Source organism: Pontibacter silvestris, from assembly GCF_020907275.1.
Taxonomy (GTDB): Bacteria; Bacteroidota; Bacteroidia; order Cytophagales; family Hymenobacteraceae; genus Pontibacter; species Pontibacter silvestris.
Genome location: NZ_JAJJWI010000025.1, coordinates 1 through 16,288 on the forward strand (window position 1 = coordinate 1; position 16,288 = coordinate 16,288).

General features: G+C 42.0%; 14 protein-coding genes. 10 read left to right on the forward strand and 4 right to left on the reverse strand.

Translation table 11 applies throughout. From position 1 onward, the window contains the following. Positions 1–178 precede the first annotated feature (178 nt). From gap to LN995_RS18220, 4 genes are all read left to right on the forward strand, one after another. The gene (gap, locus tag LN995_RS18205) at positions 179–1,171 is read left to right on the forward strand and encodes a type I glyceraldehyde-3-phosphate dehydrogenase (RefSeq protein ID WP_229962516.1); all 993 of its coding nucleotides are present in this window, start codon (positions 179–181) and stop codon (positions 1,169–1,171) included. A gap of 178 nt (positions 1,172–1,349) precedes the next feature. Further along, complete coding sequence (locus LN995_RS18210) at positions 1,350–2,234, forward strand: universal stress protein (protein WP_229962517.1); 885 nt, start codon at positions 1,350–1,352, stop codon at positions 2,232–2,234. Positions 2,235–2,336: 102 nt separating this feature from the next. After that, positions 2,337–3,218, forward strand: a complete 882-nt coding sequence (locus LN995_RS18215; protein WP_229962518.1) for a diacylglycerol/lipid kinase family protein — start codon at positions 2,337–2,339, stop codon at positions 3,216–3,218. A gap of 97 nt (positions 3,219–3,315) precedes the next feature. After that, a complete protein-coding gene (locus tag LN995_RS18220) occupies positions 3,316–3,663 on the forward strand; it encodes a translation initiation factor (protein WP_229962519.1) in 348 nt (115 codons plus the stop codon). Positions 3,664–3,772: 109 nt separating this feature from the next. Here LN995_RS18220 and kdsB read toward each other — a convergent pair whose 3' ends face one another. Both kdsB and LN995_RS18230 read right to left on the reverse strand, forming a co-directional pair. After that, a complete protein-coding gene (kdsB, locus tag LN995_RS18225; RefSeq protein WP_229962520.1) occupies positions 3,773–4,507 on the reverse strand; it encodes a 3-deoxy-manno-octulosonate cytidylyltransferase in 735 nt (244 codons plus the stop codon). A gap of 291 nt (positions 4,508–4,798) precedes the next feature. Further along, positions 4,799–6,160: an NfeD family protein gene (locus tag LN995_RS18230; RefSeq protein WP_229962521.1), complete on the reverse strand. Its 1,362-nt coding sequence runs from the start codon at positions 6,158–6,160 to the stop codon at positions 4,799–4,801. Between the two features lie 301 nt (positions 6,161–6,461). Here LN995_RS18230 and LN995_RS18235 point away from each other — a divergent pair, with 301 nt between their 5' ends. After that, a complete protein-coding gene (locus tag LN995_RS18235; RefSeq protein ID WP_229962522.1) occupies positions 6,462–7,238 on the forward strand; it encodes a DUF4905 domain-containing protein in 777 nt (258 codons plus the stop codon). A gap of 12 nt (positions 7,239–7,250) precedes the next feature. Continuing rightward, a complete protein-coding gene (locus LN995_RS18240; RefSeq protein ID WP_229962523.1) occupies positions 7,251–8,234 on the forward strand; it encodes a LysM peptidoglycan-binding domain-containing protein in 984 nt (327 codons plus the stop codon). A gap of 203 nt (positions 8,235–8,437) precedes the next feature. On the opposite strand, the gene LN995_RS18245 is transcribed toward LN995_RS18240, so the two are convergent. Together LN995_RS18245 and LN995_RS18250 are read right to left on the reverse strand one after the other, a co-directional pair. Next, entirely contained in the window at positions 8,438–8,821 is a 384-nt protein-coding gene (locus tag LN995_RS18245; RefSeq protein WP_229962524.1) for a DUF3037 domain-containing protein, read from the reverse strand. Beyond that, positions 8,799–9,596 (reverse strand): HipA family kinase, encoded by a 798-nt coding sequence (locus LN995_RS18250; RefSeq protein WP_229962525.1) that lies wholly within the window; start codon positions 9,594–9,596, stop codon positions 8,799–8,801. The genes LN995_RS18245 and LN995_RS18250 overlap by 23 nt, the downstream gene beginning before the upstream one ends. A 743-nt stretch (positions 9,597–10,339) precedes the next feature. On the opposite strand from LN995_RS18250, the gene proC reads away from it, so the two are divergent. The 4 genes from proC to ppk1 all read left to right on the forward strand — a co-directional run bounded on the left by proC (position 10,340) and on the right by ppk1 (position 16,209). Then, positions 10,340–11,164 carry a pyrroline-5-carboxylate reductase gene (proC, locus tag LN995_RS18255; RefSeq protein WP_229962526.1) on the forward strand — a complete coding sequence of 275 codons (825 nt, stop codon included), beginning with the start codon at positions 10,340–10,342 and terminating at the stop codon, positions 11,162–11,164. Positions 11,165–11,424: 260 nt separating this feature from the next. Next, the gene (gene proB, locus LN995_RS18260; RefSeq protein ID WP_229962527.1) at positions 11,425–12,516 is read left to right on the forward strand and encodes a glutamate 5-kinase; all 1,092 of its coding nucleotides are present in this window, start codon (positions 11,425–11,427) and stop codon (positions 12,514–12,516) included. A 13-nt stretch (positions 12,517–12,529) separates the two neighbouring features. Next, entirely contained in the window at positions 12,530–13,777 is a 1,248-nt protein-coding gene (locus tag LN995_RS18265) for a glutamate-5-semialdehyde dehydrogenase (protein ID WP_229962528.1), read from the forward strand. A 329-nt stretch (positions 13,778–14,106) separates the two neighbouring features. Beyond that, complete coding sequence (ppk1, locus tag LN995_RS18270; protein ID WP_229962529.1) at positions 14,107–16,209, forward strand: polyphosphate kinase 1; 2,103 nt, start codon at positions 14,107–14,109, stop codon at positions 16,207–16,209. Positions 16,210–16,288: the final 79 nt, after the last annotated feature.

The window sequence follows — 16,288 nt, forward strand, 5'->3', positions numbered from 1 at the left end:
TGTGCCGTATTGCGATGCAAAGATACGTAACAAATTTTAGCCGCAAAACATTTTATGTAAATTTTTAGCGGCTTATACGTAAGCTATTCAATATCAGTATAAAAAAAATATATTGGTTTTAAAATATGCTAAACGTAAATTTGCGTCAGAAACTTAAACCTTTCAAACAATAGATATTATGTCTAAAACTAAAGTTGCAATTAATGGCTTTGGCCGTATCGGCAGACTTACTTTCAGAGCGCTGCTTGATAAGGACAATGTAGAAGTAGTGGCAATCAATGACTTGACCGATACTAAAACATTGGCTCACTTGCTGAAGTATGACTCTGTTCATGGTAAATTCAATGGCACAGTAGAGGCTAGTGAAAATGGTATCGTAGTAAACGGAACAGAAATCCAGGTTACAGCGGAGCGCGATCCTAAAAACCTTCCTTGGGGTAAGCTAGGTGTTGATGTAGTATTAGAGTCTACAGGACGTTTCGTAGATGAGCAAGGTGCTGGTGGTCACATTGAGGCTGGTGCCAGAAAAGTAGTTATCTCTGCACCTGCTAAAGGTAACATCCCAACAGTTGTGTTAGGTGTAAACCAAGATATCCTGACAGGAGAAGAAACAATTCTTTCTAATGCATCTTGTACTACTAACTGCCTTGCCCCAATGGCTAAGGTGTTAGATGATGCTTTCGGAATCGAAAAAGGGTATATTACTACAGTTCACGCTTATACAGCTGATCAGAACTTACAGGATGGTCCGCACAAAGACTTAAGAAGAGCTCGTGCTGCTGCTAACTCTATTGTGCCTACTTCTACTGGTGCTGCAAAAGCTGTTGGCCTTGTATTACCTCACCTCAAAGGCTCACTGGATGGTGTAGCAATGCGCGTTCCAATTCCTGATGGTTCACTTACTGACCTTACTTGTATACTGAAGAAGGAAGTTACAAAAGAGGAAATCAATGCTGTGATGAAAGATGCTGCTGAAAATGGACTAAAAGGTATTCTGGAATATACAGAAGATCCAATCGTTTCTATCGACATCGTAGGTAACAAGCACTCTTGTATTTTTGATGCGGAAATGACATCAGCTAACGGTACTCTTGTAAAAGTTGTTGGCTGGTACGATAACGAAACTGGTTACTCAAACCGTGCTGCTGACCTTATTTCAATGATTGGTTAAGGATTTTTTTCTCACCCATAGGCAAGGCCCTCCTTTAAGGAGGGCCTTTGCTTTTTCAGGCTTGTTTGAAATTGATAAGCAAAACCAAAGAGACAAAGGTCACATATACTATGTAATATTGAAGATTTAACTTTAGGCACATGAAATGAGTACACTTTAGAAATTCAATACTGAAACTATGAAAAGAATTCTTGTACCAACTGATTTCTCTGAACAGGCTAAAAATGCTTTTGAAATAGCAATTGCAATAGCCCGTAAAACAGGTGCATCAATCAAACTGCTTCACGTTGTCGAGATGCCGTATTCATCAGCCTATGGAACTACAACCGCCACAAGTACTGCTACTGGTGGTTTTATTTCCCCCTTGAATGATAGCCTTGCTATGGGGCAGAGGCAGGTGTATTTGCAGGAGATGTTGGAGGCATCAAAGAGGCAAATTAGGGAACTGAAAAATAGTATAGTGCATGATGGAGTTGAGGTAGTGGAGGAGGTGGAAACTGATCGTGTTATCAGTTATATAAAACGAACCATAAAAGAAGACCAGGTGGACTTAGTGGTGATGGGATCGAAAGGGGCAAGTGGCTTCGATGAGTTCTTAATTGGTTCAAACACTGAAAAAGTAGTGCGATCTGCTGAGTGTCCGGTGCTTACTGTAAAAAAGCCACAGCCAGACTTTAACCCAAAAGAAATAGTGTTGGCCTCAGATTTTAAACGAGAGGTTAGTACAGCCATGGGTAAGTTCAAGGCTTTCCAGAACTTGTTCGGGGCCAGAGTGCACCTGGTGTATATAAATACTCCGGGAGCGTTTGAGTCGAGCGGTAATTTGCGTCAGAAACTTGAAGAAACAGCAAAGTGTAATGGGCTTAAAGATTATACTGTCAATATCTATAACGACACAGTTGAAGAAGATGGGATTCTGCACTTTGCCCGGGACATTAAAGCTGATCTGATTATGATGGCAACACACGGGCGTACTGGTTTTGCTCATTTGCTAAGTGGTAGCATAGCAGAAGACCTGGTAAACCACACAAGCAGACCTGTCTTAACATTTCACTTAAAATAAAAAGTACCATTAATTAATGTGCAGCCTGGCCAGATGAAAGCCAGGCTTTTTTTGTTATAGGTTGGAAAGGCTTACTTTTGCGTCAGGCATAAATACTGGTACATGAGCCATCAATCTACAATTCGTTTTATTATCAACCCTACTTCAGGACCTAAAAGTCGGCAGGATGTGGCAGCACTTATAGCGTTACATTTAGATAAAAATAAGTACAGGCACGAAATAGTGTACACCGCCCATGCCGGACACGCCACAGACCTAGCAAAAGAAGCTGCTGACAAAGGTTGTAATATAGTGGTAGCTGTCGGGGGAGATGGTACTGTGAATGAGGTGGCTCGGGGCTTGCTTTATTCTGAAACAGCTCTGGCTATTTTGCCTAAAGGCTCTGGTAATGGTTTGGCCCGCCACCTGCTGGTTCCTCTGAACATAAAAGGTGCTCTCCGTATCATAAATAGAGGATACACCTCTTTCATAGATAGTGGCAATATCAACGGACATCCCTTTTTTACCACAGCGGGCATTGGCTTTGACGCTTATATTAGTTCTGTGTTTGCCGGCAACAGCAAGCGTGGTTTAAAAACATATGTGCAGTTGGTATTGAAAGAAGTAATGAAATACAGGCACTTACCCATAAAAGCGACTATAAATGGTAGCGTTTTTGATTCAGATTGTTATGTAATGGCTTTTGCCAACGCCGCGCAATATGGCAACAACGCTTATATTGCACCGATGGCTAATATTCAGGATGGTATGCTGGATGTGTGCCTGGTGCGGCAACTGAATTTTAGAAAGGCACTGCATTTAAGCTACTGTATGCTAACGAAGCAATTAGCAACCGATAGTGCAGAGTATTTTCAGACGAATGCCGTAGAAGTAGAAACAGAGCAGGAGATTATGTACCATGCAGATGGCGACTTCATGGGTAAAGCCTCCAGATTTTCTGTGCATATGGAGCCAAAGTCGTTAAAGGTAGTCGTGCCGGCATGAAGTTAGGAGTAGACGAACTTTCAGAGACAACATCTCTGAGAGGTAGAATGTTATTAACCCCATCTATTATTTTAAATTCTAAATAAAGCTAAAACTTATGAGCGATAAAAATAAAAAAGGCAGACAAGGTGTAGTATATTCTACCAACTCTGATTTTAGCTATGAGTATGAGCAGGAATCAGAACAGGAGACGCTGCCTCCGCAGCAACAAAACCTGAAAGTAATGTTGGATAAAAAAGCGCGTGGCGGAAAGCAGGTAACCTTAGTGGCTGGCTTTGTAGGTACAGATGATGCCCTCAAAGATCTAGGGAAGACACTGAAGAGCAAATGTGGCGTAGGAGGTACGGTTAAAGACGGAGAAATATTAATTCAGGGAGACTTCCGCGATAAAGTACTGCAAGTACTTCTGTCGGCTGGATATAAAGCTAAAAAAGCAGGAGGATGAGGTGTTGAACAGCTAACCTTCAGGTATCAAAGCATACTTATATCTGAAGGTTAGCCGTCACTTATTTATTATTCTGATTGAAATATTCACGGTAACTTTTGATAAGTTATTAAAAAAGCTGTTGTACCTTCAGTAAGTCTTCTGGTGTATCAATGCCAATAGTTTCAAACTTGGTGAGCGCAGTCGTAATGCGGAAGCCATTCTCCAGCCATCGGAGTTGCTCCAGCGACTCGGCCAGTTCCAGGGCTGAAGGAGGTAGTTTCGTGATCATCTCCAGAATATCTACACGATAGCCATAGATGCCAATGTGTTTATAATAAGTATGTTGCTTATGCCAAATGTCGTTCGGGATATTGCGGCAGTAGGGGATAGGCTGCCTGCTGAAATATAATGCTTCCTTTTGTTGACTGATAACTACCTTTGGCGAATTTACATTAAACAGTTCTTCTGCTGATGTGACTTTCTTTATGAGTGTCGCCAGTTGCGTTGCAGGATTTTCAAAACAGGCTGCTATCAAATCGATCTGCTCAGGTTTGATAAAAGGTTCATCACCCTGAATGTTGATAATAACATCGAAAGCGGAATTATTTAGCTGGTAAGCTTCAAAGCAACGGTCAGTGCCACTCTGGTGATGGTTTGAAGTCATGACGGCTTTGCTCCCGAAACCTGTTACATGTTCTAGTATTCTGTTGTCGTCGGTGGCAACAATAACATCAGCCAGCCTGGATTTCTTTGCCTGCTCGTATACCCGCTGAATCATAGATTTCCCATTGATTAGGGTTAAAGGTTTACCTGGGAATCGGGTAGAGGCGTATCGTGCCGGAATTATACCAAGTACTTTCATATGGTTGCTTTACTTAACTAAAGAGCTGCGTTTGCAGCTTGCCAAAGTTACACAAGTAGGCCTGGTTTTCCAGTATATTATACGGTTTATGATTCGCTTAAAAAAGGAATATGAAATATGAATGTTGGCATCACCACAATACTGCTTGGTTGTTTGTAGGCTTCTGATAGTAATTTTGCAAATAGGCTTACCTATCTCCGTTTTATGGGAATTACTTTACATAAAGTAAAGAGATTGTACGCTGACTTAGAACCAAAATGCCAGTTACTACTCATGTAAATAACTTTCAGCTTAAACAACGACTCTCTTCACTCTCAAAGAGAAAGTACTCTGATCTACCACCTGAATTGGTTCGCCTTTTTCAATGTAACCGTCACGGGCCTGGGCATCATACACAGTGTCATCAATCATAATACGGCCGGAGGGAGCCATGCGGGTTTGTGCGATACCGGTTTTGCCTACTAAATGTACAGCCGTATTGCCTGAGCGGTAGCCTTCGCTACTGTGGAATGTATTAGTCAATACAACGTGCCGCATAGCTTTGCTGCTTACCAAGCGGTTCCAGGTAAAGACAATTAACATAAAAGCTCCTGCCATGCCGGCAACCACTGAAATCAAGCTTTTCATGAGTTCATCAGAGGCCACAAAAGTAAAGTCGAAGAACAGGTTGTTTACCATTACCAGCACAAGCGAAACAAAAACCAACACAATACCACTTACGCCTGTTATGCCAAATCCTGGTACTACAAAAACTTCCAGCGCAATAAGAATAAGGCCAATTACAAACACCAGAATCTCCCAGTTTTCGGCCAGCCCGTTCAGGTAGTAAGGTGTTAGGTACAGAGCACCTGCCACAATAGCTGCCAGCAATGGAAATCCAATTCCGGGAGACTGAAGTTCAAAGTACAGGCCGCCAAGGATAACCAGCAACAGAATACCGCTGATGAAAGGGTTAAGGAAGAATGACACAATTTTGTTAGAAGTACTAAGCTCATATTTGACAACTTTAGCATTCTGCAGATTTAGCTGTTGTAGTACTTCATTTGTGTTAGAGGCAATACCCTCACAAAATCCATGCATAACGGCCTCAGTTGAGGTTAATGATAATACCTGCCCGGCAGAAAGAGTACTATCGACGCTGGCTTCTACCATAGCTTCTGCTAAGTGTGGGTTTCGGCCATTGGCTTCAGCAGTAGAGCGCATAATAGAGCGCATATAACTCTGGTATTTACCCGGTGCTGCAGTGCCGTTGGCGTCTACTACGGTAGCCGCACCAATATTGCCTCCCGGTGCCATGTAAATGCTGTCGCATGCTAGCGAAATAAGTGCACCGGCCGAGGCCGCATCTTTGTTGATGAAAACGTATACGGGCTTCGGGTATTCCAGTATTCTGGTCCTGATCGCATCGGCATCCGTCAGGGCTCCGCCATATGTATCCAGAATCAGTAGCACATGGTCCGCCCCGATTTCTGTGGCATGCTGAAGAGCCAGTTCTGTATAGCGGTTCGTACGTGGGTCTATCTCTGACTTTACCTCCATCAGCATGACTTTTGGGCGTTGGTTCTGTGCATTAGAAACAAAAGGGCACATCAGCAAAAGCATAAAGCTGTAAAAGATAAACTGAATGTTTCGGTGTATAGGTTTAGTTTTCATCAGAGTAGAGATTATTTTAAATCAGGTGAAGTCACTATATGGTCATAACATTAAGGTAATAAACTTCTAAATCTTTTTAAGAGCCTCGCAACATTGTACCAGCCTTAATACAGCTTAAAGGCTCTTCTGTCGGGTTCCCAAAAGTATTTTAGAATTTATCCTTAAATTTTGTTCCTTCTGAAAGGGGATTTAAACAAAACAATCATGTTCATTTCATAACTTGCGTACTGACTGGAGTTAAGATAATAAAAATTACTGAGTTATTCTTCCCTTATTATTCTCATACGATTTTGGCGCTCCTGTGTGGCGCATCCGCATAGATGCTACTGAAGAAAGGCTGGCATTGGAGGTGCGCGATGCTGATGTGTTGTTAGCTTATTTTTACACGTTCAATATAAAAGATCATAGAATAGATGAGCTTAAGCTACAGCAGCACATTACCTGGTGGCAAGGGCTGGAAGATGCGCATGACGGACTAGTGCTTTTACATGGGTACGCTGACCGTCAGCTGGGTCAGCATAAGGGTATCACAGCTCTTAATGCTACATCAGGCAATATGCAGTGGGAGCAGCCCGAACTCGCTTTTTATGGAATAGCTTCAGATGGTTTATTCGCATACCTAACTGCCGATCCTGAGGCAGACTTCAGCTTGATTGCATCATCCACAGGAAAGAACATAACAGACTATGTGCCACAGCAGGAGGCGATAATAGCTATAGATAGTTACAGCCTTACCCGCTACAGCAAGTGTACTTACCCGATGTTATACCTGCAAGGGGGAGAATACTTTTCTGATTTGCAGGTTTTTCTTCAGCAGCAACTTGATGTTTCTGTTATAAAAGCCATAGAGTACGCTGAGGCAGGGGCTTGTTTTGTAGCAAGCTATTATGTTCAGGCTGGTTCAGATAAATTAGATAACTTTGTGGTTGTGTTTGATCTGGAGGGGCATTTGCTGTTGCAGGTGCAATTGGGCGGCAGCCTGGATGGCATAGGCTCAGATACTTTTTTTATTTTTAAGGATGAATTATACCTCATCCGGAACAAGAACTTACTACAGGTATACAAACTTCCTATATAGTTGATTTTACAAATGATGGTACGAGTTATTTTAGCTGCCCTTTTGGTGGCACCTTTGCTTTCTTTTTCGGCCAGTGCCCTTGGTGTATCGGCTGTTCGTGATTCTGTTGGTGTGGAGCGCAAGAACGGGAAGCTTTTTGTGCAGCATAAAGTTGAGCCGAAAGAAACGCTATATGCCCTTTCCCGAAAGTATAATGTATCAGTCAGCCAGATTGTTGAAGCCAACCCTAATGTTGAAACAACCATAAATATTGGTCAGATTGTGCTTATTCCACGAAGAGGGGCAGCAACCGTTGCCTCTGCTGCTTCTAAAGCAAGTGCCTCAAGCGCTGCTGCTGCAACAACAAATAAAGCAGTGCCAGCAGCCAGCAACCGTACATATACTGTTAATGAAAACCGTGAAAAAATTCATGTGGTTGAGCCAAAGCAAACGCTGTATGCCATTTCCCGCATGTATGGAGTAAGTGTGGAGACTGTTAGGCGCTGGAATAACCTGCCATCAAACCAGATAAGCATTGGGGATAGTTTGGTTGTCGGAAAGAATGCTGCTGCACCTACCAAACAGCCTGTGTATGTACCGGAGCCTGATGATGAAATAACTGTTTCTAAACCCGCAGATTCAGCTACTACTAATACCTCTCCTGCCACTGTTTCTGCCAGTCCACAGCCAGCTACGGCTCCTGCCGTGGAACGTGAGCGTGAGGAAGTAGAAGATGCATCAGGTATAAAAAAGATTTTCGAAAGTGGAATGGCCGAGGCAATAGATCCTAAGGCAGACACTGACAAATATTTAGCTCTGCACCGGTCTGCACCGGTTGGTACTATTATGCAGGTAAAAAATGCAATGAATGGCCAGATAGTGTATGTGCGCGTTGTTGGCAAACTGCCTGACACAGGCGCAAATGACAAAGTGGTTGTACGTCTTTCTAAGAAAGCCTGTGATAAACTTGGTGCTGTTGATTCTAAATTTAGAGTAGAGTTGTCTTACATGCCATAAAAGGCTTTTTTACCAAAACAAAAGGCCAGTGCTTATTGCACTGGCCTTTTGTTTTGGTAAAGCTTCACAGAATTTTAAGATTTCTTGTTTTCTGCCATCATAAAAGAATCTCCAAAATACTTACGTCTCCCTTTCATAAAGTACTTCCGGGTTAACGGAGAAAGCTATCTTTTTCTTCTGGAAGAAAGGGAGGAATATACTTGCTATATGACTAGTTGGCTATGTAGCCTGCTAAGTGTTTCCTGGGCATTGGCACATAAACCCGGGTGAACGGGCGATGTTTGCACAATAGTACTGCGTGTTGCAGTAAGCCAGCGGAAACGTGAGGCTATGGCTAGCTTACCTATTTCCCCTCCAGCCGAACCACCTGTGCAGATTCGCTCGAAAGCTAGCAGGCGCTCTCGCAGTTCCTGTATATCTATTTTGCCGGAAAAGACCTTTAGGCGCTCCTCGTTTAGCTCAAATTTTGTTTGCAAAAAGCCTTGGGAAGAACAATAGACAATAACACCGACATTAATGAACTCTTCACGTTCTACACATGGTACAACGCGAATAACTGCGTACTCAAATAAGTGCTTTTCTTGCATGTTGGGCTTCTTTGACAAAAATTTCAGAATTAGCGAGACGTGTTTCCAGGAATTGGGCGTAAGCTTGCCGGTGTTCACTGGCAGATTCAAAGGGTGAATCGCCTAGCAGCCACTCATCAGGAATCAAAGAAACAATTGAACTGATTCGTTCAGCATTAAGGATGGCGCGGAATGCCGCATCTGCTTTATCCAGTTCAGAGGCCTGAGGAAGCAGTACATGGTCTTTTACCTGTACAAAAGGGCGCTTAGCCTGTTCCACCCAGTTGTGCCAGGAATGATGAAAGTAGAGCGAAGCGCCGTGGTCAATCAGCCACAGCTCTTTATGCCAGATGAGCATGTTTGTATTACGTGGCGTACGATCTACATTGTTCAGTAGGCAATCTAACCAAACAATCTGCGAGGCAAGAGTGGCATCTACAGTTGTGACCAACGCATCAAAGGTAATGGCCCCGGAAAGATAATGTAATGCCAGGTTTAGCCCTTCACTAGCCCGAAGTAAATCCTGTATTTCCTCATCCGGTTCTGTGCGGCCAAAAGCTGAGTCGAGGTTCATGAACACAATTTCGGGTACCCGAAGACCAAGTAAGCGAGCGATTTCACCGCCAATAAGTTCGGCAATAAGGGCTTTTACACCCTGTCCCGCGCCACGAAACTTTAGTACGTACATAAACTCATCATCTGCCTCGACAATAGCAGGCAATGAGCCGCCTTCGCGTAACGGAGTGACATAGCGGGTCACGTTGACGGTTCTGAGTATAGGTTGGCTATAATTCATAAAAAATATTCAAATTAATTCCTACTTCATTTTAGTTGATAGGAATCTATAAGCTTCATCAATAGCATGCTTGAAATTTAGATCATATTTTTGAGAAGCGAGGATTTTATTTATCGTTATCTTCAAGTCTCCTGATATAGTACCTTTCATTTGCTTTTAGGTTTTAACCTGTTATTTTTTTTAAACCCTTTACTGATTACCTATATCCTGTTTCTTTCTCAATTCTTATGGCTGTGCACAGCCATTTACTATTTCATGTAACGAGGCCTTTGTGCATACAATTTTATCAATGTGCGAAAGGTGGTTTATAGCTTATAACTTATCTAAGTCTTAATGTGGCTGATGGAGCTATTTTGCTAATAAACATTGTGCTCATCTTATAAATGCAGTTTTCAGAAGTGCTTCATGGCAGCTCTTAAATTATCACTTCTAACAAAAGATAAATTTTGATTATATAATTTTTTTTATTCAGTAGATTTCATCTTTGTAAAAAGGAATATTAAATTGTTTAGAAAAAATATTTTAAGTTAAAATTACAGGGGATGTTACCTTTGTTTTACATTTTGATAATCAGTTAGATATGTTTAGGTGTGTTGTTGTTTTTTTTGATAGAATAAACCTTGAATAGGAGAGGTACGTTTTTAAACAAAGGATAAATTTTGTACTTTTGTAGCCTAATCAAAAAATTTTTGTGTCTAGGTTCTGTTGATAGAGCCCGTAAAAGCCCAAAAAGAAAAGAAAAAATGAACGACAACAACGTAGCTATCCTGGGAGCAGGAAACCTTGGAATTGCAATCGCAGAAGGACTAATAAGCAATAGTCAGTTTAAGCCGGAAAATATATTCGTAACCAGAAGAAATACTAAGTCTTTGCAGCCATTGAAAGACAAAGGCCTTCAGGTAACTAGTAACAATGGTTTAGCGGTAAAGCAATGCCGTTGGATTATGCTGTGTGTGCAGCCGGCTCACCTGGAGAACGTGTTGAATGATATTAAGCCTCACCTGGACCCGGAAAAACATGTCTTGCTAAGTGTGATAACAGGTGTGACAATTGATAAGATTTCCCAGGTTGTAGGAGATTTCCCAATTGTAAGAAGTATGCCTAATACAGCCATTGCTGTACAGGAATCTATGACTTGCCTGTCTTTTAATGAAAAAGCTGCAGCGGTAGAAGATGAGGTGCTGGCAATATTTAACTGCTTAGGCGAAACACTGGTTATAGAGGAAGAGCTAATGGCTGGTGCTACTGCGCTTTGCTCTAGTGGTATTGCTTTTAACATGCGCTTTATAAGAGCAGCAACACAAGGTGGTATCCAGCTTGGTATAGATGCGGAAGACGCTCAGAAAATAGCTGTTCAGGTAAGTAAGGGTGCTTCCAGCTTGCTTGCTATCCATAAGTCTCACCCCGAGCAGGAAATTGATAGAGTTACAACCCCGGAAGGTTGTACCATTGCCGGTCTTAATGAAATGGAGCACCAGGGGCTTAGCTCTGCTGTTATAAAAGGACTTGTGAGTTCTTATGAAAGAATTCTTGTGCTGAAAGAACAGCGCGAAAACGAAGCTAACTAATCTTTAAAAGTTGCTGCTTTTGATAGTGCAGTGGCAATAGCTACTGTATATCAATTGTAGCAACTTTTGTTTACAGGCCACCCGGATGCTTGTTTGGTAAACTTTACCTGGTTCTTTCCTATTCTGTTTGTTTTTAGATTAGCGCTAACAGGTAAGAGTAATGTAGAAGCAGAAAGTGGCCCGGCTATAGATTGGTACTTACAGGCAAGATTACTTAACTCTAGCCTCAAATAATTTCTTTTAACAAGCATATATTTCACATGGATCATCAAGCGCAGCTTGTTGTAGTAAAAATCGGCTCTAATGTTCTTACAAAAGACGATGGATCGCCGGACAGAGAACGCATGGCTTCTCTTGTGAAGCAGTTGGTCTTTTTAAAGGAACAAGGCCTGCAGGTGGTGCTCGTTTCATCAGGAGCGGTGGCCTTTGCCAGAAACCACATTAAATTCGACGAAAAGACCGAGTCGGTAGTTAGAAAGCAGATCTTAGCGTCAGTAGGCCAGATAGATATTATTCACGCCTATAAAGACCTTTTTCAGAAGGAGGGGCACCAGATTGCCCAGATTGTGGTAACCCCACAGGATTTCCGCTCACGCAGGCATTACCTAAACATTAAAGACTGCCTCTTAGGGTTGTTAAACCATAATGTTATTCCCATCATAAATGAAAATGATGCGGTAGCGGTTACAGAGCTGATGTTTACTGACAATGATGAATTGGCTAGTATGACAGCCGCTATGATTGACGCTGACACACTTGTGCTGCTAACTAATGTAGACGGTATTTACAAAGGGCACCCAGACGACCCGAATTCTGTTCTGATTGAGCGAGTCGGACGCAGAACGTCAGGAGTTAGCCGCTACATATCTTCTTCAAAATCTAATTTTGGCCGTGGCGGAATGCAGAGTAAGATGAAGATGGCAAAGAAAGCAGCTTACCTGGGTATTCATGTTTATATTGCCAATGGTAACCGCGATAATGTGCTGCTTGACTTCTACAACAAAGAGTTAAAAGCAACATATTTTGAGCCGGAGTCTTCAAAGCCCAACCCTAAGAAATGGGTAGCCCACAGCGACAACTATACCAAAGGTGAAGTGTACGTGAATGAGGGGGCAAAGGAAGCGCTCCATTCTACCGAAGTTACCAGCCTCTTACCAGTAGGCATCATAAAAGTAACAGGTAACTTTTCGAAGGGCGATGTTATCCGGATCAGAGATGAGCATGGAGAAAAGATTGGCCTTGGTAAGGCAGAGTATGGCTCAACAAAAGCCAATGAGAGAATAGGAATGAACAACCAGAAACCACTTGTTCATTATAATTACCTATATTTATTTAAATATCATAACATCTAGAAAAATAAAATACATGGCTTTGCAACAGGTTTTTAGCAGTGTTAAACAAGCGAGCAGGAAGTTAAATTTACTATCTGAAGATAAGGTTAACCAGGTTTTGGAAGACCTTGCCACTAAGGCTGTGGCTGCGACAGATACTATATTAGCTGAAAATCAGAAAGACCTGGACCGTATGGACACCAATGATCCTAAATACGACAGGTTAAAACTGACCAGGGAACGGATTGAAAGTATAGCTGCGGATATTAGAAATGTAGCAAGCCTGCCTTCTCCGTTGGGTAAGGTGCTGGCTGAGCGTAAGCTTGATAATGGACTGGAGCTGAAGAAAGTGTCTGTTCCTTTGGGAGTAATAGGTATTATTTATGAAGCCCGGCCTAATGTAACCTTTGATGTTTTTAGCCTTTGTCTGCGCTCAGGAAATGCACTGCTGTTGAAAGGCGGCAGCGATGCTATAGATTCTAATACAGCCATTGTTAAAATTATACATGACGTACTGGAGAGCAACGGCATAGATAAGAATATTGTACAACTGTTACCAGCCGACCGTGAAGCGACACACGAAATGCTGCATGCAGTAGATTATGTCGATATTATTATACCGCGCGGTAGCCAGGGGCTTATCAATTATGTACGTGAAAACTCTAAAGTACCAGTAATAGAAACAGGAGCTGGTATTGTACATACTTATTTCGATGAATTTGCCGATTTGTCTCGTGGGAAAGAAATAATAGTTAATGCAAAAACCAGAAGGGTTAGTGTGTGTAATGCGCTTGATTGCCTGATTATTAACAATAATCGGCTACAGGACTTACCGGAAATAGGAAAGGGTTTGGCAGAAAAAGAGGTGGATTTATATGCTGATGAAGCAGCTTATAAGGTGCTGAAGGGCAACTATCCGGAAGAGAAGCTGCACCAGGCAACTGCGGAGCATTTCGGTACTGAGTTTTTGTCGCTTAAGATGTCTGTGAAGACGGTAGATAGTTTAGATGAAGCGATTGAGCACATTAATAAGTACAGCTCTCAACACAGCGAAGCTATTATTTCAGACAATGAGGAAAATGTTGAACATTTTCTGAAAGCTGTTGATGCTGCTGCAGTTTATGCCAACACTTCTACAGCATTTACTGATGGTGCCCAGTTTGGTCTGGGTGCTGAAATAGGCATTAGTACGCAGAAACTTCATGCCAGAGGCCCAATGGCTTTAGATGAACTGACAAGCTACAAATGGATAGTAAAAGGGAATGGCCAGATAAGACCTTAACTTCTTATAGTACCACAATTAATGAGTTTGAATCCGACTGTTGCCAAATAGCAGCAGTCGGATTTATTTTTTTCATGAAAAACATGTACAAATGCAAAAAAAAGTAGCTAGAAGTTTTACTAATGCCAAAACAGAAACAAGTATTTCCAATAGGAGAAGCTTAATTTAATGGACTTTTACAAACCTTTGAAGTAAAACACTTTATGTGATAGGTGAAAAATTATATTAATGTTTTGTATACTTCAGCATAAAATTATTGGTATATTTTATGCTGAAGAAAGGCTCAGGCCGTTTAACGGCTTCTATTCCCCTTTTTAATAATTGAAAGCATGCTTATAAATAAGGTTTCTGATCAGATTAAGAGAAGTAAATTTATTAGCCGTGACCTTAGCTGGATGCGGTTTAATTACCGGGTACTTGACCAGGCCCGTGATACAAACAAAAGCTTTATTGACAGGCTAAAGTTCTTAGCTATTACCTCTTCTAACCTGGATGAGTTTTTTATGATCAGAGTGGGGAGCTTGTATAACTACATCGATTATGGTAAAGAACGTACCGACTACTCCGGTCTGCGTGAGATGCCTTTCCGAAAAAAGCTGCTTGATTACGCTCACCGTTTTGTGAACGACCAGTACCTTACCTACAACGGTGAACTGAAACCGTTGTTTGAGAAGTATGGTTTTGACATTCTGAAAGTGGCCGAACTCACAGAGATAGAGCAGAAGAAAGTAGACTCATACTTCAAAAATACTATTTTCCCGCTGCTTACACCTATGGTTTACGATAACTATCATGGCTTTCCGTTGCTGATGAACCAGTTGCTTACTTTTGGTGTCGTTACCCGTACTACCGAAGAGCAAAAGGCACTGGATCGGTTAACTTTTGTACAGATACCGCAGAACCTGGAACGATTTTACGAGATCAACCGCAAGGATAAAATTATATTTGTACCAATTGAAGAAATTGTCCGCTGGAAGATTAAGAAGCTTTTCAGAAATGTTGAAATTGTTTCTGTGAACCTGTTCCGCATTACACGTAATGGTGACTTTACGTTAGAGGAATCTGATGACCTGGAGGCGGATTTTGTACAGGAAATTAAAGCTAAACTGCGTACGCGTAAAAAAGGACGTGTTGTACGGCTTGAAGTTGAACGTAATGCCTCGCAGTTCATGATGAAGATTCTGAAAGAACGCTGGACCATTGACAATGCCAATGTGTTTACTATTAACAGTCTTATCGATTTGCGTGCGCTCTGGCAGATTGTGAACCACCGGAGCTTCAGGGATAAAGGCTTTCGCCAACCGGCTTCTGTCAGACCTAAAAGCCTGCCAAGCGATGCTGTAGATATGTTTGAGTATCTAAAGGATCATGATGTGCTGTTACACCATCCGTATAACAGCATGGAACCAGTGGTAAACCTGCTGGAGCGTGCTGCCGAAGATCCATCAGTGCTGGGAATTAAACAAACCATTTATCGTCTGGCTGATCAGTCTCGTGTTACGGCTGCTTTACTGAAAGCTGCTGAAAACGGGAAACACGTTTCGGTGCTATTTGAGGTAAAGGCTCGCTTCGATGAAGAGCGTAACATTAAAGAAGGAGAACGCCTTGAGAAAGCTGGCTGCTTTGTTATTTATGGTATCAGCAAGTATAAAACGCATACCAAAATGCTCATGATTATCCGCAAAGAAGGGGAGAAAGTGACGCGTTATGTGCATGTAGGCAGCGGAAATTATAATGAGAAAACGGCTCGTCAGTATACTGATGTTAGCTTACTTACCACCAATGAGGTATATGCGCATGATGTTTCTGAGTTCTTTAACGTTATAACCGGCCACTCTATACCCAATGAGTATAAGTACCTGCTAACATCGCCTAAAAGCATGCGTACGCAGCTGATCGAGCTTATTCGTGCTGAAGCTCGTCATGCAAAAAAAGGACTAAAGAGTGGTATTGTCATTAAAATCAACTCTCTGGAAGATAAGGAAACAATAGAAGAGCTTTATAAAGCTTCTAAAGCCGGAGTGTCTATAAAGCTTATAGTGAGAGGTATTTGCTGTCTCCGGCCAGGCAGGGCAGAGTTAAGTGAAAATATCTCGGTAAAGTCTATTGTCGGAGAGTACCTGGAACATGCACGTTTATATTACTTCCACAATAACGGTGACTCTAAGGTATACGGAGGCAGTGCTGATATCATGGTGCGCAGCTTCGACCGTCGCTTAGAGGCGCTGTTCCTTATCGTGAACCAGGATCTGAAACGCGAGGCAATAAACATTCTGTATTATAACCTGCTGGATAACCAGAACTCATACGTGATGCGGGAAGATGGTAATTATGTGAGGAAGCGCCCTGCAGCAAATGAAGAGATAATGGATGTACACAAACTATTCTTCAACAAGGCATATAATGAAGTTGAGAATTTTGAGCTGGTCTAATTTAGAACTTTCTCCTTCCCTACAACATTAAAACAAGAGAGGTTGCAGCTTACACTGCAACCTCTCTTGTTTTAATGTT